The sequence below is a fragment of the Rhodomicrobium udaipurense JA643 genome (genome assembly GCF_000636015.1).
Taxonomy (GTDB): domain Bacteria; phylum Pseudomonadota; class Alphaproteobacteria; order Rhizobiales; family Rhodomicrobiaceae; genus Rhodomicrobium; species Rhodomicrobium udaipurense.
This window is the reverse complement of record NZ_JFZJ01000065.1, coordinates 1-18,407: the sequence shown is the minus strand read 5'-3', so window position 1 is coordinate 18,407 and position 18,407 is coordinate 1. Positions and strand designations below refer to the sequence as shown.

Genomic DNA, 18,407 nt, shown 5'->3' with positions numbered 1-18,407 from the left:
GGCGCTCGATCCCGCGCAGTTGCCGGTCTATTACTGCCTCTACAAGATCTACGCCTATCGCGGCCTTCTTAACAGGGCGTTGGCGGTCGCCAAGGCGGGGCTCAAGGAAGCCGCCCGGCAGGCGGGCTGGAGCGCAGACTTCCGCGCGTGGGAACGCGGGGCCGTTTCATCCGGCGGGCCGGAGCGCTTCGCGCTTTATACGTTGAAGGCGCTGGCGTTCATCCATCTTCGGCGTGGCGAAACATCCGCCGCGCAAGCCTGCCTCGACAAGCTCGCTGAACTCGCGCCGGATCGCGAAGTGGATTTCACGGTCGTTGCGGCGCTTGCCGAGAAGGTGGCCGGGGGCGCGTAAACCCTCCGCCGGCGTTCGTCATGATGGGCAGCGGAACGATACGCGCTCCGCGAACTGCGAGCCGATGTTGCTCGCCGGATCGATGTTTTCGCCAAGCTGCGAGAGCTTCTTCTCCTGTCCCACGGCGCGGTCGCCCACATGCGGCGTGCAGGGCGACGGCTGGGCACCGGCGGGCGCGGCAAGCTTCACCGCATCGTCCTTCGAGAAGGTAAGCGAGACATACATGCCCGGATCGTAGATCGAGAAATTGAAGTCTTTCAGCTCGTCGCGCGGCACGGGCTTTTCCAGCGGCAACGTAAAATAAAGTGTCAGCAGGTCGTCCTTGTATTCGAGCCGGTAATCCGTCGTCGGCTCCTTCAGCACGGCCTTTGTTTTGCCGACGAACGCGTAAGTAAAATATTCGAACTCCTTCAACGCCTCGACATTTGTCTGCGCGAGCGGCTTCAACTCTTCCTCGCTATAGACGCCATCGCCGTTCGTATCCATGCCCTCGACCGCGTAGGACGTGTAGAATTGGTCGAACGTCCATTTGTGCCGCAAGGCGACGACCTCGCCGCTCTGGCCGAGCTGTAATTCGGTGTGCATCGTGACCCACACATGCGGATGCGCGCGGCCAAGCTCCGTCTGGACGGCAAGCGCGCAAAGGATGAGGCCGAGGCGGGAAAACCAACGCTGTATCATGGTCTTGCTTTCAAATGCGAGTGCCTGAGGAACAGCACGGAATTCCGGCTTTTTGAGGTATTCCAACTCCCGATATGCGTCGTCGATCCACAATGACGTCACAAATGTAATACTATAACGTTACGTCAAAGGTCGGGCGCGCGGCTTCACCCGCGCGTCGGCCCCATGCTATCCGGCAAAATTCTCGCGAGACCTTCCCATGAAAATTCTGAAAACGATCCCTCTGGCCGCGCTTCTGGCGGCCTGCGCCCTCACGGCATCCCAGGCCGAAGAGCACCGCCAACTCGGCGCGCATGTGCACGGGCACGGCAAGCTCAACATCGCGATCGAAAAGAATGTCGTTTCGATCGAACTCGAAGCGCCCGGCGCGGATATTGCGGGCTTCGAGCATGAAGCCAACACGAAGGAAGACAAGGCAAAGCTCGAAAAGGCGAAGGCGACGCTCGCAAAAGGGCTTGAGCTTTTCACGCCCGCTTCGGCGGCCGGGTGCAAGCAGACGAGCGCGAAGGTTGCCCTCGAAGCCGGGCATGAGCACGAAGGCGAAGGCAAGGAAGAGCACGATAAGCACGCCGCCGAGGCGAAAGACCACGACCATGACAAAGGCGAAGATCATCACTCGGAATTCCATGCGGAATATGCATTTGAGTGCGTCGCGCCGGAAAAGATCACGAGCCTGAGCTTCGGATATTTCAAGCAGTTCCCGAATGCTGAGGAGCTTGACGTGACTGTCATCACGCCGAAGGGTCAATCGAGCTATGAGGTGACGAAGGACAAGCCGAAGCTCGAACTCTGATGGAGCGAATTTGACATTCGAGGCCCGGCTCAGGAAGCTCTCGCCCGCATGTCAAATTCAGAAACTTAATGCAAATGTCGGAATGGACCACCAAGGGTGTCTGAGGTGATCGCTTCACCGTTACCTTCCACCGAGGACAAGCCGCGCCGCCACGAAGGTGGCGCGGACATCGTTCGCATCGGTGGCGTGCAGTTCACATGGCCCGGCCGCAATCCCTTCACGCTCGCCATTGACGGCTTTTCGCTTGGACAGGGCGAGCGGCTGTTGCTGATCGGCCCGTCCGGCAGCGGCAAATCTACGTTCCTGAGCCTGCTCGCCGGGATCGCGAAGCCCGACGCGGGCAAGATCGATGTGCTGGGCTGCGATATCGCGCGGCTCGACGGCGCGGCCCGCGACCGCTTTCGCGCCGAGCATTACGGGATCATCTTTCAGATGTTTAACCTCCTGCCTTACGCGTCGGTGATCGACAATGTGTTGCTGCCGCTGAGCTTCTCGCCGTCGCGGAAAAGGCGGGCCGAGGCACGCGGCGGAGGGCGCTCTGAGGCCGCGCGGCTTCTCGGCAACCTCGGCATCGAGCCTTCGCTGATCGAAAGCGGCAATGCCGCGAGCCTCAGCGTTGGCCAGCAGCAGCGCGTCGCGGCCGCCCGCGCGCTGATCGGCTCGCCCGAAATCGTCATCGCCGACGAGCCGACCTCGTCGCTCGACCGTAACCGACAGCAGGCTTTTCTCGATCTCCTGTTCACCGAAGTTGAAGCGGCAGGCGCCACGCTCATCATGGTGAGCCACGACGAAAGCCTCGCCGGGCGCTTCTCGCGCGTCGCCGACCTCGCCGAAATCGCGCAAGCCTCGCGCGGGGGCCGCTCATGATTATCGTTCGCCTCGCGCTGCAATCGCTCGCTAACCGATGGCTGACCGCGTGCCTCACCATCCTGTCCATCGCGCTCAGCGTGATGCTTCTGCTCGGCGTCGAGAAGGTGCGCACCGGCGCGCGTCAGAGCTTCGCCGACACCATTTCCGGCACAGATCTCATCGTGGGCGCGCGGTCGGGCAACCTCAACCTGCTGCTTTATTCGGTCTTCCGCATCGGCAACGCGACCAACAACATCACCTGGAAGACCTATCAGGACATCCAGACGAATCCCGACATTGCGTGGATCGTGCCGATCTCGCTCGGCGACAGCCATCGCGGCTTCCGTGTGATGGGGACGGTGCCGGAGTATTTCGCGCATTATCATTATCGGCGCGGGCAGCCGCTCACCTTCGCGGCCGGCGCACCCTTTAGCGACCTGTTCGATGCGGTGATCGGGGCCGACGTCGCCACGCAACTCGGCTACAGGGTTGGCAACAAGATCGTCGTCGCGCATGGCGCGGGCGCGGTGTCGTTCCTTGAGCACGACGACAAGCCATTCCGCGTGTCGGGCATCCTCGCGAAAACCGGCACGCCCGTCGACCGCACGGTGCATGTAAGCCTCGGCGCAATCGAGGCGATCCATGTCGACTGGCAGAGCGGCGCGCGCGATCCGACAAAGGCCGTGTCAGCCGACGACGTGCGCCAGATGGACCTGACGCCCAAGGCGATCACGGCGGCCTTAGTGGGGCTGAAGTCGCGGCTCGCTGCCTTCCGCGTCCAGCGCGAGATCAACAATTACCGGCAGGAGCCGCTGTCCGCGATCCTGCCAGGCGCGACGCTGCAAGAGCTTTGGGGCCTCGTCGGTACTGCGGAAACCGCGCTTTCGGCCGTCTCGGGCATGGTGGTGATAACCGCGCTGCTCGGTATGGTGACGATGATCCTCACCACGCTCAACGAGCGCCGCCGCGAAATGGCGATCTTGCGTTCCGTTGGCGCGCGGCCGTCCACGATCCTCTCGCTGCTCGTCGTCGAAGCGGGCGTGCTGACTTTTCTGGGGGTTCTCGCCGGAACGCTGTTGCTCTATGGCGCATTGATGGGGCTTCAGCCCTATATTGACCGCACTTACGGGCTTCATGTCGCGGTCGATCCACCGAGCGCGGATCAATTGAAGATCCTCGGCGGCATCGTGGCGGCGGGTTTCCTTGCGGGGCTGTTGCCGGCGCTTCGCGCCTATCGACTCTCGCTCGCCGACGGCATGACGGTCCGCACCTGACGGAGAAGGACAGATGAAGAGACTGGCGGCGGCATGCGTGGCCCTTCTGTTGACGACCGGTTTCGCGCCGATCGAGAACGAGCCGCCGATGGAAATCGGGTGGGGCAGGCTGGTCCCGCCCGCGCCGGTCGCTCCGCCGAACGTGAAATCGAAAAGCTTCCTGTCGGGCGCGACGCCGTCGCCAGCGCTCGGCGGCAGCGAGCCGCCTCCGCCGCTGCTTCCGCCCGGCGAAGACCGTCCGTGGCTTTCCGAGCGGCGCAATCAGCCGGGCGCGGGCGCGCCGGTCCCGGTGGTGCAGGAGTTGGACGGCAAGCGCGTGAAGATCGGCGGCTATGTCGTGCCGCTCGATTTCGACGCAACGAACGTGAAGGAATTCCTGCTGGTGCCGTTCATCGGCGCTTGCATCCACGTGCCCCCGCCGCCGCCGAACCAGATCATCTATGTGAAGGTTGAGCAGGGGTTCGACGTGGCGGGCTCGTTCGATCCCGTGTGGGTGACGGGGCGGATCGCGGTCGCCTCGCAATTCACGGGGCTTGCCGAGACGGGCTACACCATCGACGCGGACACGGTCGATACGCGGAAGGAGTAGCGCGGCTCCTTCGGTTTTAGCGCCGCGCCCCTAAGAGGATTGGGGCGTACTGGATCAGGAACAGGCCGAACGCCGCGAGCCACAGCACGCCCGACGCCGAATAGAAAAACATCGCATGTTCGGGAAAGAACCCGGCGAGCGGACGCGATAGCGCGGCCAGCAGCAGTGCGGCATAGCTCGCCTGCGTGATGCGCGACGCCGACAGCGCCCGCCCCGTATGCGCGAGGCTCGCCCGCGTCATCACACCCACGATCATGGTGGAGATGACGCCGACCGTCAGGATGTGCAGCACCGACCATGTCGGCACGAGGTCGAGGGCAGCGGCGGCGATGGCGGCGAACGCCAGCGGCACGAACGCGTAGGCCAGATGAAGGATGAGAAGCAGCGGATCGCTCGCCACCTTCCAGCCACGCCAGCGATAGAGGCGATAGCTCTGCATCGCGAAGGCGAGCGTCGCCGGGATCGCGGTCAACGGGTTCGACGGCGCGGCGGTGTAGAAGCCGAGCGCGACCGCGCCGACCGCGATGGCGGCGATGTCATAACGGCCGAAGGGCACCGGCAACGGCTTCTTGCCGAAGCGGTTGAGCCAATTATGCGTGAAGCTCGGAATGATCCGCCCGCCGATGAGCATCACCATCACGGTGAAGGCCGAGACGCCGAGCCGCGCCGGGATGGTCTCGTCGCCGCCGGTCAGCACGGAGGCATGGAACCAGACATTCGCACCCGTCAGGAACAGCACGGCGGCGAGGATTTTAAGGTCGCCCCATTTCTTCCCCGCGATGAGTTCGCGCGCCACGATGAAGGCGAGCGCGGGCAGGAACAGCGCGTCGATGGCGGCGGAGGCGGTGAGGCCGAGCACGTCCGGCGCGAGCATCGCGGCGCGCCCCGCGCACCAGATCGCAAAAAGCCCAGCGAGCGGCCAGCCGGAGACGGGCAGCCGCCCTGTCCAGTTGGGAACCGCCGTCAAAAGGAAGCCCGCGAGCGCGGCGGTGGAGAAGCCGAACAGCAGTTCATGCGCGTGCCAGTAGGTTGCGCCATAGCTGCCGCCGATGGGCACGTGTCCGGCGAGCGCGGCGATCCACAGCGCCATCGAAGCGAAGGCCCATAGCCCTGCGCCAAGGAAGAACGGCCGGAAGCCGTAGGAGAAGAGCACGGGGCCGGTGCGCGCGAGGCCGCGCGGTATGCCGCCGCGCGGGGAGGCGGTTTCCGGCTGGCGGGGGGAGGTCGCGGTGGGGTCGGTTGCGGTCATTGTGGCTGTCATCGGCGAAATCCTTTGTTCGCCACATCTTAGCGAACGGCGACGCGCGCCTGTTTGTTGCGGCGCAACTTCAAACGCGGTTCGCCGCGGCCGAATGCGTGCTGTCAGTCGGCAAATGAATCGCGTTTATCGTCAGACGGCTGCGCGCTCAGTCGCGCGGCGCTTCGGCGAGTTTCGCGAGCTTCGCGGCGTCGCGCACGACGAGTTTCCGGCGACCGCCCTCGACAAGCCCCTGCGCCTCCCACGCGCTCAGGATGCGCGACACGGTGTGAAGCGTCGTGCCGGTCATCTCGGCGATGTCGCGCCGGCTGATCGGGAAGTCCACACGCGTGCCGCCAGCGTCCGCCTTGCCCGCCTGATCGACGAGCCGCAGCACGGTATGCGCCACGCGCCGCTCGACCTCCTGCGTCGACATTTCGCGAATGCGCGTGTGAGCCTCGTCGAGCCGCTGCCCGATGGTGCGGATCGCGTTCATCGCGAGATGTGGGTTGGCCTCGACGAAGGCGTTCCAGTTGGTTGAAGGCCATGCCGCGACGATGCTTTCGACGGCGGCTGTTGCCGTGCCGGGATAGTCCGGGCGGGAGAGGGCGCAGGCGAAGCCCAAAAGGTCGCCCGGATTGACGATGCGGACGATGATCTGCTGGCCGTCGGCGGTGATCTGGCGAACCTTGAGGCGGCCGTCGAGCAGCAGATAGAATGACGTGGCGGGCTCGCCCTGTTCGAAGACCGCCGCGCCCTCGGCGACGCGTCTTGCCGTGGCGCGCGACGCGAGCAGGGCGACTTGCGCATCCGTCATCGACGCGAACAGCGCAAACCTCTTCAACACGCCCTTGTCCAACGCCACGATGTCAGCCTTTCTCTTCCGCTACGATATGAGTCTCGTCGCGCAAAAGGCAACCGTTCCGACAATGCCGATCGGATACGGCTCCAGCGCAAGTGCGTTACCGGGCAGCGCCCAAGGACGGATGCGATTTGGCGCCATCCATTATTCCTTACAAGACTATAGAGCGGCTGACGCCTCGCTGGCTCGCGTAGCATTCAACCGCCTCATTGCGCTGCGCATTTTCTGGCGCTCCCGCAGTCTCCAAAAGCAGCCAATTATAACTACAACATGTCGTAGATGGTGCCCATCGAGTTTCGACTGATCGGCCAAGCAAATCCTGCGCCAACTGATATGTCTCAGAATGCTACCGGAATCTCATCCACGAGCCGGATTCCTGCCCTCACCGCTACTATCTGTTCCTTGTCTACAACACAAACAAGGAATACGCATATGAGCGATCAATTTAATCTTCACCACCAAACGCGGCTGCCGTCGGATCCCAAATTCTTGTTTGACCGAGTCGAGTGCTACTATCGTGAGCGGCTCGATGAGACTTGGAAAGGGCGGCATCCGATGAAGGGCATGATCCCTGGATCGTCCGCTATCAAGTTGCGCAGCAACGACTACTTGTGCGTTGCCGCCGACCGGCGCGTCATCGAAGCGGAGGTCCGCGCGCTGCAAGCCAGCGGTCACGGCGACTCGGTGTCACGCACGTTCGTCCATCACGAGGCGGACGGGCTCAATGCCTTCGAACAGCGCGTGGCGCGTCTGATGGGTTCGGAAGCCGCCGTCCTGGCCAACTCGGGCTACTGCGCCAATGTTGGTCTGATCCAGGCGATTTGCCGCCCCGACACGCCTGTGTTCCTCGACATGAAGGCGCATCTGTCGCTGTGGGAAGGTGTGAAGAGCGCGGGCGCCAAGCCCACGCCCTTCCGCCACAACGATGCCGAGCATCTCGATCGCTTGATCGGGAAGGTCGGCCCCGGCGTGATCGTGGTCGATGCCCTCTACAGCATCGACGGCAACATCGCCGCGCTGGAGGACTTCGTCGAGGTTGCCGAGCGGCGCGGCTGCGCGCTGGTCGTCGACGAGACGCATTCCTTCGGCACGCACGGCCCCGACGGCGCCGGTCTTGTCGCAGCCCTTGGTCTCAGCCATCGCGTGCACTTCCGCACCGTTGGCCTGTCCAAGGCTGTGTCGAGCCGCGGCGGCCTGGTCGTATGCTCGCAGCGCAACGCCGAGTTCCTGCGCTACGAATCGCTACCCGTGATCTTCAGCACTCAGGTGCTTGCGCATGAGGTCGCGGGGTATAACGCTGCTCTCGATATTTTCGCCAACGAACCGTCGCGGCAGCGTCTCTTGCACAGCAATCATCGTTACCTGACCGATGGCCTCGATGAGCTGGGCTACAATGTCGATCTGTCGAGGTCGCAGATCATCGCCCTTGAGGCGGGCGAGATTCTCGAGACAATCAAGCTGCGCGATGCTCTTGAGAAGCGCGATGTCTTCGGCGCGATCTTCCTGCCGCCGGCGACGCCTGCGAAGCGCTGCATCATCCGCTTCACGGTGAATTGCGGGTTGACCAAAGACGAGCTTGATCGCGTGCTGGCGGTATGCGCGGAGATCAGGGACGAAGTCGGTCTGGCATCCTGGCCGTCGACACGGCGCCGGGGTCGTCAGGCCCGCATGGTTAGCCTCCCGACCGCGCTTGCGGCATAGCGTGGCTTGACAAGGCGGACGCGGCGTCAGCCGCGTCCAACCTTTTTGCCTCGACGATGGGTAGCCTGATTTCGAAGCTCGTGCCTTTGCCAAGCTCCGATGAACAGGAGATGCTGCCGTCGAAACCTTCGACGACGCGGCGGCAGAACGACAGACCGATGCCGGTGCCGCCGGTTGCCGCGTGGCCTGTCACGAACGGTACGAAGATATAGGGGAGTGTCGCCGCCTCAAGGCCGGGGCCTGTGTCGGTGATCGAGAGTATGTGTCCTGCCGGTGTCGTTCTCGCCTCTATGAGGATTTGCCCGTCTCCTCCAGCGACCGCGCGGAGGGCGTTCTTGACGAGGTTGAAAATGACGTGGACCATCAGGATTTCCACGCCCTGATAAATGAAGTTGTCGCAGACGCGAACCTCGATCAACTCGCGTTCGCCGGGGCGGAATTGAAAGCGGCTGATCGCTTCATCAATCGTACTTGCGATGGCATAAAACTTCATGCGCTCTTGAGAATAGCTCTCATCCCTGAGGTTGGTAAGGAGCATGTCGATGACAAGGTTTGCGGCGACAGCGTGTTTATCTACGCGTTGGAGAGCGCCATTCAGCGCAGCCATATCGCGATCGCTCAGGGTGTCATCGTAGCCGCGCTCCTGCGCCCACCGGTTGACTGCGCTCAACCGGCCAAGGTGGTCCCTTGTTTTGTTGGCGTCGAGCCGGATACCAAGAAGGGGCGTACGCATCTCATGCGCGATGCTGCTCGCGAGAGCGCGCGCTGCAATGAGCTTGTCACGCGCGATGACGCGCTCGCTGTGCGAGAGGAAAACCACCGCACTCAGGATGAAGCCGTAAACAGGGAGGAGAAGCAGAAATTCGGTCGGGACATCGATCGCCCCGGACAGCAGCCAATAGCCGATAAGCCCGATCAGCACTCCCAATATCGAGACCAGGACACCGTTGGCCAGATCATAGAGCAGGAACGTGAACAGGATGATCGCGGTCTCTGACATCAGCCAGACGCTATTCTCACCGTTCATGAGTAACATCAGCGTAAAAAACGCCGGTCCTACGAACAGGAGGGCCCAATAACAATAGGGCAAGTAATACGATATGAGGTGTCGCGGCCAATAGCGCCTAAGCGCCACCGGGATGCAGAGCGCGGTTCCCACAACCCTTAACGTCAAGTTCTCATAAGGTTGCGGAAAAACGTATGTCCAGATGAAACAATAAACGGGGAAAGCAATAAGGGCGAGTAGCCCTGTGGCTGGCAGCTTGTATGCTGAGACGGCGTGGTACTCGACATACGCACCGCGAAGATGGCGCACAAGATTGCGAAACCGGGCGAACAAGGCCCGCCCCATCAGGCGTTGGGTCATAATGCCAAGTTGCACGACTACGAACTTTCACTTGCACGATATCATGTGCGGTAATTATAAAGTTTTCGCTTAAGCTGCCCGAAGTGCCTTACGATCGCCTTTGGCGTCCGAGGATCAGGACTGTACTTATGAGCACATTGCTACCGCTCTACCACCCGACGACATGTCTCGTCATCGACGATGACCGGCTCTATCTCGACAGCTTCGACTACAATTATTCCGATGTCACGCTGTGTGCAACCGAGCATCGCCCGGAGCAAGCCATCCGGCGCCTCCTGAAAGATGCGGAGCGGACCGGCTTGAGGATCGAAGAAGCCAATCGTGCGCCGGTTGACGAAGGGGAGACCGCCGATCCCGTCATTCGCCTGCCAGCATCGCGCATCGCCGCAATGGCCCGAGATCCCGCCCGCTTTTCGCGCATTTCGGTGGTCGTGGTCGATTTCGCAATGCCGAGCATGACCGGCGTCGAACTCCTCCAGAAGATCAAGCACCTGCCGGTCAAGAAGGTGCTCCTGACCGGCAAGACCGGGGATTCGACGGCCGTCGCCGCCTTCAACGAGGGCCTTATCAACCTGTTTCTGGTCAAGCAAGACCCAGACCTCCCCGAAAAGCTGAGGCGGATCATCCGGGAGTTACAGGTCGCATATTTCAGGGACATCACCGCGCCCCTGGAACCCATCGCAAAGCTGGAGGACACGGCATTCCTCGACGATCCTGGGATTGCGAGTTGGTACAACACGCTCGCCGAGCGGATCGGAGCGGTCGAGCACTATCTCCTGCCATCTCCGCCGGGCCTGATGCTGGTCGACGAGGCGGGGCAGGTCACCATCGCGTGGATCAACAACCCGGATCGGATGCGCGCCCAACTCGAGATTGCGATCGATGTCGACGCCCCCGCAGCGCTTTTGAAAGAGCTGCGCGCCGGCAACACGATACTCACCTGCCCGACGCTGACCGGGTTCTACGAAGAGCAGTACGAGTTCGACTGGCGAAAGTACGCTTTGCCGTGTGAAGCGATCCGGGGAAACACGCTCTGGAACGTCGCGATCCAGCGCGATCAGGCGCTTGGCTTGTCGCGGGCACTTGGACTGTCGGCAGTGTCGTTGCGCCAATACCGCCAGTCGCAGGTCGGGGGCGTCTGCGAAATCTAGCTGTCCATTCCCATTGTGTAACGGTTTGGCTTTCGGATGAAGAAATCCGGCTTTTCAGCTGAGCTTCCGGATAGCCTCGAAGTGTGTCCGGAGCCGCAAGGCCTTGAGTTATCTGCAAAGTTGTCGCGAAGTTCCGCGACCGGAGCTTCCGATCGCTGTAGTTCCGCTCGAATGGCGTGCGTTGTCGAGGGCAGCACCCGTGTAGAACCTGGACCGAAGTTCCTTCCACTGGGACGGCGTTAACGATACACCATCGCAAGCCGGGACTGAACAGCTAGGCTGGGGGCTCATTGCCTGGCATGGAAATCCGTTCGCGGCTCTCACTTGGAAAATGTCGGACTCCGCTATAGAATGATCGCTCTACGATCTGTCCTGAGAGGCTTCTCCGAGGGAATTGTGGGACGTGCGGGCGTGGCGGAATTGGTAGACGCGCTGGATTTAGGTTCCAGTGATGAAAGTCGTGGGGGTTCGAGCCCCTCCGCCCGCACCAACGGTAGATCCGGATTGTTTGTCGCAAGTTCAGCGTCACGATGCGCGCTTGATGTCGAACTTGTCGACGCGGTCGATCAGTTAACTCCGGCTGATGCTCCGGTGCGACACTAAACGTGACGACGGCTTTCCTGTATCGCTTCCGCTGAAAAAAAGATAAGCGGATTAGGTTTCGTCGAAATGACGACCTGCGTGGTTACATTTCGTTCGAGAACGCTTTAACCGCAGGGCTTGCGTAATAAGACTGCTCGCCATACTCTTTGGTTAAAGCGGACCAGAAAGAAGTCCGCCTGCAGGAAACGCAAAGGGACTTCGGGATCGAAAAGACCCTGAGACAAGAGCGACGTGCGCGAGGAGCATTTGTCTTCCGCGCCGAGTTGCTTGTTGATGTGTGCTCCGCTGACGAGAGCGTCCCTGCCTGAAGGACAACCGTTCGCCCCGCCGGGAGACAGGGTCATGAATCAGCGCGCGATACGCTTGGCATGGGAGGAATTTCAGCAACACGGTCGCAAGGCGCGCCTTCTGCCACGCGCCATCGCCGCCTCCTGGGAGCGGTCGCGGTCTTTTGGTGTGGGGACCGCCCTGGCGCGCGCTCCCCTCGCAGACGAACCAGAGATCTTTCGGAGGCGTTCGCTGAATGCGTCCTTTCTCGCAGCGTCGCACCCGGCGCTCGAACGCTCGCGTGAAATGTTGCGCGACGCCGCAAGCATGATGATCCTCGCGGATCGAACAGGCTTCGTCCTCGAAACGGCGGGAGACGGCCGCGTGGTCGAACAGGGCAAGGGCAACGCGCTTCAGACCGGCGGAGGGTGGCAGGAGGGCGCGATCGGCACGAACGCCATCGGCACGGCGCTCGCCGAACAGCGCCCGGTTCAGGTGACAGGCGCCGAGCATTTCTGCGAGGATGTCCAGCGCTGGAGTTGCGCCGCGGCTCCCGTGCATCATCCTATTGACGGCGAACTCCTCGGCGCGGTGGACATTTCCGGCCCCGTCGCGACCTTCAATCCGCAAAGCATGGCGCTCGCCGCTGCCATCGGTCGGGAGATCGAGGCGACGCTCGAAAAGGCGGCGAAGCTCGATCACGAGATCCTGCTGCGTCATCTGCTTTCCAAGCGCTCGACATGGCTCAGCGAAGACATCCTGGTGATCGACCGACGCGGCTATCTGGTGCATTCCACCGAAACGGCGATGCGCAAGATCGATACCGCGTCGCCCGACGATCTGCCCCGCGTGCTTCGTCGCATTATCGGCTCCGCCTCCGCCGAAGCCTGGGAGCGCAACTGCCGCGACCGGTTCCCCAATGCGGGCCTCGAAATCGTCAAGAACGATGGCGAGGTCGCCGGTTGCCTGATCGTGCTGCTCGGCAAGCGAAGCCTGCCCGCGAGCCCGGCCATCGCCCGCGCGCCGAAGCCCGCCGCCGATGCGTTCGACGACATCGTGGGCGACAGCGCCGTGATGCGCGATATTCGCGAGCGCGCGCGGAAGCTCGCGGCGAACCCGCTGCCGGTGTTGATCGAGGGCGAAACGGGCGTCGGCAAGGAGCTGTTCGCTCGCGCTATCAAGACGGCGAGTGCCTGCGCGAGCGGCCCGTTCGTGCCGGTGAACTGCGGTGGCATGGCGCGTGACCTCATCGCGAGCGAATTGTTCGGCTATGTGAAAGGCGCGTTCACAGGCGCAGATGGGAACGGCAGGCCGGGCAAGATCGAGAAGGCCGACGGCGGTATTCTTTGCCTCGACGAAATCGGCGAGATGCCGATGGACCTGCAATCCTATCTGCTTCGCGTGCTGGAAGACGGGATCGTGTATCGCGTCGGCGATCACGAAGGCCGCCCCGTGTCGATCCGGCTCGTTTCCATGACGAACCGCGACCTGATGGAGGAAGTCGGCGCGGGGCGCTTCCGGCGCGACCTGTTCTATCGGATCGCCGCCGCGCGCCTTCGTATCCCGCCGCTGCGGGAACGCGGCGACGATGTGCTCGTCCTCGCCGAGCGTTTTGCCGCTAGAACGGCGGCGCGGCTCGGTCGCGCAACGCCCTCGTTTTCGAACGACGCCTTGATGTTGCTTCGCCATTACGGCTGGCCGGGCAATGTCCGCGAGTTGCGCAACGTGATCGACGCCATTCTTGCGCTTTGCGAGACCGACCGGATCGACGTCGAGCATCTACCGCTCGAAATGCGCATGTGCGACAAGGCTTCCCGTGGGACGTGCGCGGAACCAGCAGTGGCACCGAAAGCGCCCACCGTCCTTCCGCCGCGGCGCGGGGCAAAGGCGCCCGAGCGCGAGGCTATCCTCGCCGAAGTCGAGGCATGCGGCGGCAATCTCACCGAAGCTGCGCGCCGTCTGGGCATCGCGCGCTCGACGCTGTATGTGCGGCTTGCGAAATATGGCGTCCTGCGCTCGCCGGAAGACTGACGCGCCTCCAAATTTCAGAACGTCCCGACGGCGGCTGATGAGGCCCCCGTCCCTGCGTTTCGTCGTCCGCGTCGTCCTTTTCCGCCATCCGGACGCCCGAACCGGACGCCCCGCCGGACGTTAGCGGACGCGAAAAGCCGGGTGAGCGGTTGCGGTAAGCCTTTGATCTGCCGAAGCCGCATCGCCGTGCGACATTCTGGCATGCTCCCTGCGAAAGAAGAGGCATCGGCGCGAAGACGCCGAGCGAAAGGGAGGTCAGAGTGAATTTAGCTGTACGGAACCTGAGAAGCGTGCAGGTGCTCGGCATCGATGCCGGCGGCACCATGACCGATACGTTTTTCGTCGATGCGAACGGCGAGTTCGTCGTCGGCAAGGCGCAGTCCACCCCCGAAAACGAAGCCATCGGCCTCATCAACTCCAGCCGGGACGGCCTGTCGCTCTGGAACATGGAGCTTGGCGAGGCGCTGAGCCAACTCAATACCGGCGTCTATTCCGGCACCGCGATGCTGAACCGCGTGGTGCAGCGGAAGGGCCTCAAATGCGGGCTGATCGTCAACGCGGGCATGGAAGACTTCCACCGCATGGGCCGCGCCGTCCAGTCTCATCTCGGCTACGCTTATGAAGACCGCATCCACCTCAACACGCACCGCTACGACCCGCCGCTCGTCCCTCGCCATCTCACGCGCGGCGTGGTCGAGCGCGTCGACATGTCCGGCACCGTGGTCATCCCGCTGCGCGAAGACTCCGCCCGGCGCGCTGCGCAGGATCTGATCGCACAGGACGTTGAAGGCATCGTTATCAGCCTGCTGCACTCCTACAAGAATTCGTCGCACGAACGCCGCGTCCGCGACATCGTCATTAAGGAAGTGGCCAAGAGCGGCAAGACGATCCCCGTCTTCGCATCCGCTGACTATTACCCCGTGCGCAAGGAAAGCCACCGGACCAACACTACCATCCTCGAAGGCTACGCGGCGGAGCCGTCCCGACAGACGCTGAAGAAAATCTCCGACGCCTTCAAGGAGCAGGGCACGAAGTTCGACTTCCGCGTGATGGCCACGCATGGCGGCACGATCTCGTGGAAGGCGAAGGAACTCGCGCGCACCATCGTTTCCGGCCCCATCGGCGGCGTGATTGGCGCGAAGTATCTCGGCGAAGTGCTGGGCTATAACAACATCGCGTGCTCGGACATCGGCGGAACCTCGTTCGACGTTGCGCTCATCACGCAGGGCGAACTGACGATCAAGAACGATCCGGACATGGCGCGGCTCGTGCTGTCGCTGCCGCTCGTGGCGATGGACTCGGTCGGTGCCGGTGCGGGTTCGTTCATCCGCCTCGATCCGTACACGAAGGCGATCAAGCTCGGCCCCGACTCGGCGGGCTATCGCGTCGGCGTGTGCTGGGCCGATAGCGGCATCGAGACGGTGACGATCTCCGACTGCCACATGGTGCTCGGCTACCTTAACCCCGACAACTTCCTCGGCGGCGCGATCAAGCTCGACCGCCAGCGCTCGGTCGACGCGATCAGGAAGCAGGTCGCCGATCCGCTCGGCCTTTCGGTCGAGGACGCGGCGGCGGGCGTGATCGAACTGCTCGACAGCGACCTTCGCGACTATCTGCGGGCGATGATCTCGGGCAAGGGCTATTCCCCCGCGAGCTTCGTATGCTTCTCGTATGGCGGCGCGGGGCCGGTCCACACCTACGGCTACACGGAAGGTCTCGGCTTCGAGGACGTGATCGTGCCGGCGTGGGCGGCGGGCTTCTCGGCCTTCGGCTGCGCGGCGGCGGATTTCGAATACCGCTACGACAAGTCGCTCGATATCAACCTTGCGCCGGATGCGCCGGACGGGGATCGCGCGAAGGCCGCGGCGGTGCTTCAGGAAGCATGGGACGAACTGACCCGCAACGTGCTCGAAGAGTTCCGACTCAACGGCTACGAGGCGGACAAGGTCACGCTGCAACCGGGCTACCGCATGCAGTATCGCGGTCAGTTGAACGACCTCGAAATCGAAAGCCCGATCAAGTCTGCGTCGACCGCTGAAGACTGGAACGCGATGGTGGACGCCTATAACGCCACCTACGGACGCGTTTATTCGGAAAGCGCGCGCTCGCCGGAGCTTGGCTATTCCGTCACGGGCGCGATCATGCGCGGCACGGTGCCGATCCAGAAGCCGAAAATCCCCGTCGATACGCTCCACGGCGACACCCCGCCCGAGGAAGCCAAGATCGGCACGCGCAAATTCTATCGCAAGAAGCGGTGGGTCGATGCGCAGCTCTACAAGATGGAGGCGCTCCTTCCGGGCAACCGTGTCACGGGCCCGGCGATCATCGAATCCGATGCGACGACCTTCGTCGTCCCCGACGGCTTCGAAACCTTCCTCGACGGCCACCGGCTGTTCCACCTGAAGGAAGTCTGAGAGCGGACCGGGCGGTTTCCGCCCGGCTTCACCCCGACCAAAAATGATCGAACAGGGACGAAACGTCATGAACCTCAACGTGAAATCATCGGACTTCAAGACGACGACGCGCGGCATCGTTCGCGGCGGCGAGACGCTGAAACAGCACCGCGATCGGCTGATGGAGGCCACGCGGCTGACGAAGCACTATGCCGGCCTCAAGCAGATGGAACTGCGCGACAGCGAGCCGATCCTCTACAACAAGCTGTTCTCAAGGCTTCGCGCCGGTGTGGTGGATGCCCGCGAAACGGCGAAGAAGATCGCGGCCTCGCCCATCGTGGAGCAGGAAGGCGAGCTTTGCTTCACGCTCTACAACGCGGCGGGTGACTCGATCCTCACGTCCACCGGCATCATCATCCACGTCGGCACCATGGGCGCGGCGATCAAATACATGATCGAGAACGACTGGGAGAGTAATCCCGGCGTCCGCGACAAAGACATCTTCTGCAACAACGACTGCCTGATCGGAAACGTCCACCCCTGCGACATCCACACGATCGTGCCGATCTTCTGGGAGGGCGAACTCGTCGGCTGGGTCGGTGGCGTGACGCACGTGATCGACACGGGCGCGGTGGGGCCTGGCTCCATGTGTACGGGCCAGGTGCAGCGCTTCGGCGACGGCTATTCCGTCACCTGCCGCAAGGTGGGCGAGAACGACACGCTGTTCCGCGACTGGCTGCACGAGAGCCAGCGCATGGTGCGCACGACGCGTTACTGGATGCTCGACGAGCGCACGCGCATCGCGGGCTGCCACATGATCCGCAGGCTCGTGGAGGAGGTGATCGCGGAAGAGGGCATCGACTCGTTCTGGAAGTTCGCCTACGAGGCCGTGGAGCACGGGCGGCGCGGGCTGCAAAACCGCATCAAGGCGATGACAATCCCCGGCAAGTATCGGCAGGTTGGTTTCGTGGACGTGCCCTATGCGCATGAAGACGTCCGCGTGCCGTCCGACTTCGCGAAGGTCGACTCCATAATGCACACGCCGTCGGAGATCACGATCCGCGGCGACGGCACGTGGCGGCTCGACTTTGAAGGCTCCAGCCGATGGGGCTGGCACACCTACAACGCCCATCAGGTGAGCTTCACCTCCGGCATCTGGGTGATGATGACGCAAACGCTGATCCCGTCGGAGATGATAAACGACGGCGCGGCCTACGGCACCGAGTTCCGCCTGCCGAAAGGCACGTGGATGAACCCCGACGACCGGCGCGTCGCCTTCGCTTACTCATGGCACTTCCTCGTTTCGTCGTGGACGGCGCTGTGGCGCGGCCTGTCTCGCTCATACTTCGGGCGCGGCTATCTGGAGGAGGTGAACGCGGGCAACGCCAACACGTCGAACTGGCTCCAGGGCGGCGGCTTCAACCAGTATGACGAGATCCACGCCGTAAACTCGTTCGAATGCGCGGCGAATGGAACCGGAGCGACGGCGGTCGGCGACGGCCTCAGCCACGCGGCGGCCATCTGGAACCCGGAAGGCGACATGGGCGACATGGAGATATGGGAACTGGCCGAGCCGCTGCTCTATCTCGGCCGTCAGATCAAACCGAACTCGGGCGGCGCGGGCAAGTATCGCGGCGGCTGCGGCTTCGAAAGCCTGCGTCTCGTCTGGAATGCGAAGGACTGGACCATGTTCTTCATGGGCAACGGTCATATTTCATCCGACTGGGGCCTCATGGGCGGGTATCCGGCGGCGTCGGGTTATCGTTTCGCGGCGCACAAGACAGGCCTCAAGGCGCTCATCGAGGAAGGCAAGCCGATCCCGTTCGGCGGCGATACCGACCCGGAGAACCCCGTGTGGGACGATCTCATCAAGGGCGCGGTGATCAAGCGCGACAAGCAGGCGATCACCACGGAGGAGATGTTCTCGGATTACGACCTCTACCTCAACTACATGCGCGGCGGCCCCGGCTTCGGCGACCCGCTCGACCGCGACCCGCAGAGCGTCGCCGACGATCTGAACGGTGGCTACCTGCTCGAACGGTTCGCCGAGCGCGTCTATGGCGTCGTCGTGTCCACGGATGCGTCGGGCCTCTATGTCGTCGATGCGGCGGCGACCGATGCGAAGCGCAAGGCAATGCGCAAGGACCGCATCGCCAACGCCGTGCCGGTGAAGGACTGGATGAAGGGCGAGCGCGAGAAGATCGTCGCGAAGACCGGCGTTGGCGACCACGTCAAGCAGATGTTCGCCGCATCGTTCA

At 62.8% G+C, this 18,407-nt stretch carries 14 protein-coding genes and 1 tRNA gene; 11 read left to right on the top strand and 4 right to left on the bottom strand.

Annotation, left to right across the window (positions count from 1 at the left end; translation table 11 throughout):
• A partial coding sequence (locus T281_RS19110; RefSeq protein ID WP_037238256.1) for a hypothetical protein occupies window positions 1-352 on the top strand: 352 nt, incomplete at its 5' end.
• A gap of 18 nt (window positions 353-370) precedes the next feature.
• On the opposite strand, the gene T281_RS10600 is transcribed toward T281_RS19110, so the two are convergent.
• On the bottom strand, window positions 371-1,033 hold the full coding sequence (locus T281_RS10600; protein WP_037238271.1) for a DUF1007 family protein: 663 nt from the start codon (window positions 1,031-1,033) through the stop codon (window positions 371-373).
• A gap of 199 nt (window positions 1,034-1,232) precedes the next feature.
• Between T281_RS10600 and T281_RS10595 the strand changes: the two genes are divergently transcribed.
• From T281_RS10595 to T281_RS10580, 4 genes are all read left to right on the top strand, one after another.
• The gene (locus T281_RS10595) at window positions 1,233-1,826 is read left to right on the top strand and encodes a DUF2796 domain-containing protein (RefSeq protein ID WP_037238254.1); all 594 of its coding nucleotides are present in this window, start codon (window positions 1,233-1,235) and stop codon (window positions 1,824-1,826) included.
• Window positions 1,827-1,931: 105 nt separating this feature from the next.
• Complete coding sequence (locus T281_RS10590) at window positions 1,932-2,693, top strand: ABC transporter ATP-binding protein (protein ID WP_052037366.1); 762 nt, start codon at window positions 1,932-1,934, stop codon at window positions 2,691-2,693.
• Window positions 2,690-3,949, top strand: a complete 1,260-nt coding sequence (locus T281_RS10585; RefSeq protein ID WP_037238252.1) for an ABC transporter permease — start codon at window positions 2,690-2,692, stop codon at window positions 3,947-3,949. The genes T281_RS10590 and T281_RS10585 overlap by 4 nt, the downstream gene beginning before the upstream one ends.
• Before the next feature lie 13 nt (window positions 3,950-3,962).
• Window positions 3,963-4,538, top strand: a complete 576-nt coding sequence (locus T281_RS10580) for a DUF3299 domain-containing protein (protein ID WP_037238250.1) — start codon at window positions 3,963-3,965, stop codon at window positions 4,536-4,538.
• Window positions 4,539-4,554: 16 nt separating this feature from the next.
• On the opposite strand, the gene T281_RS10575 is transcribed toward T281_RS10580, so the two are convergent.
• Both T281_RS10575 and T281_RS10570 read right to left on the bottom strand, forming a co-directional pair.
• Window positions 4,555-5,787 (bottom strand): NnrS family protein, encoded by a 1,233-nt coding sequence (locus tag T281_RS10575; protein ID WP_037238248.1) that lies wholly within the window; start codon window positions 5,785-5,787, stop codon window positions 4,555-4,557.
• A gap of 157 nt (window positions 5,788-5,944) precedes the next feature.
• A complete protein-coding gene (locus tag T281_RS10570; RefSeq protein ID WP_037238246.1) occupies window positions 5,945-6,640 on the bottom strand; it encodes a Crp/Fnr family transcriptional regulator in 696 nt (231 codons plus the stop codon).
• A 429-nt stretch (window positions 6,641-7,069) separates the two neighbouring features.
• Between T281_RS10570 and cqsA the strand changes: the two genes are divergently transcribed.
• Window positions 7,070-8,338, top strand: coding sequence for an alpha-hydroxyketone-type quorum-sensing autoinducer synthase (gene cqsA / locus T281_RS10565; protein WP_037238244.1), 1,269 nt, complete (start codon window positions 7,070-7,072; stop codon window positions 8,336-8,338).
• Here cqsA and T281_RS10560 read toward each other — a convergent pair.
• On the bottom strand, window positions 8,310-9,365 hold the full coding sequence (locus T281_RS10560; protein ID WP_037238243.1) for a sensor histidine kinase: 1,056 nt from the start codon (window positions 9,363-9,365) through the stop codon (window positions 8,310-8,312). The two genes, cqsA and T281_RS10560, sit on opposite strands and share 29 nt — an antisense overlap.
• A 467-nt stretch (window positions 9,366-9,832) precedes the next feature.
• On the opposite strand from T281_RS10560, the gene T281_RS10555 reads away from it, so the two are divergent.
• The 5 genes from T281_RS10555 to T281_RS10535 form a co-directional block, all read left to right on the top strand.
• On the top strand, window positions 9,833-10,855 hold the full coding sequence (locus T281_RS10555) for a response regulator (protein ID WP_037238241.1): 1,023 nt from the start codon (window positions 9,833-9,835) through the stop codon (window positions 10,853-10,855).
• Between the two features lie 405 nt (window positions 10,856-11,260).
• Window positions 11,261-11,345: transfer RNA gene (locus tag T281_RS10550), tRNA-Leu, on the top strand.
• 455 nt (window positions 11,346-11,800) lie between these two features.
• Complete coding sequence (locus tag T281_RS10545; protein WP_037238239.1) at window positions 11,801-13,756, top strand: sigma-54-dependent Fis family transcriptional regulator; 1,956 nt, start codon at window positions 11,801-11,803, stop codon at window positions 13,754-13,756.
• 260 nt (window positions 13,757-14,016) lie between these two features.
• The gene (locus T281_RS10540) at window positions 14,017-16,170 is read left to right on the top strand and encodes a hydantoinase/oxoprolinase family protein (RefSeq protein ID WP_037238238.1); all 2,154 of its coding nucleotides are present in this window, start codon (window positions 14,017-14,019) and stop codon (window positions 16,168-16,170) included.
• A 67-nt stretch (window positions 16,171-16,237) separates the two neighbouring features.
• The coding region (locus tag T281_RS10535; RefSeq protein ID WP_037238266.1) for a hydantoinase B/oxoprolinase family protein at window positions 16,238-18,407 on the top strand (2,170 nt) is incomplete at its 3' end.

Coding starts and splice junctions, on each gene's coding strand:
- T281_RS10600 (WP_037238271.1), bottom strand. CDS start 1,033: ATGATACAGCGTTGGTTTTCCCGCCTCGGCCTCATCCTTTGCGCGCTT.
- T281_RS10595 (WP_037238254.1), top strand. CDS start 1,233: ATGAAAATTCTGAAAACGATCCCTCTGGCCGCGCTTCTGGCGGCCTGC.
- T281_RS10585 (WP_037238252.1), top strand. CDS start 2,690: ATGATTATCGTTCGCCTCGCGCTGCAATCGCTCGCTAACCGATGGCTG.
- T281_RS10580 (WP_037238250.1), top strand. CDS start 3,963: ATGAAGAGACTGGCGGCGGCATGCGTGGCCCTTCTGTTGACGACCGGT.
- T281_RS10575 (WP_037238248.1), bottom strand. CDS start 5,787: ATGACCGCAACCGACCCCACCGCGACCTCCCCCCGCCAGCCGGAAACC.
- cqsA (WP_037238244.1), top strand. CDS start 7,070: ATGAGCGATCAATTTAATCTTCACCACCAAACGCGGCTGCCGTCGGAT.
- T281_RS10560 (WP_037238243.1), bottom strand. CDS start 9,365: ATGAACGGTGAGAATAGCGTCTGGCTGATGTCAGAGACCGCGATCATC.
- T281_RS10555 (WP_037238241.1), top strand. CDS start 9,833: ATGAGCACATTGCTACCGCTCTACCACCCGACGACATGTCTCGTCATC.
- T281_RS10545 (WP_037238239.1), top strand. CDS start 11,801: ATGAATCAGCGCGCGATACGCTTGGCATGGGAGGAATTTCAGCAACAC.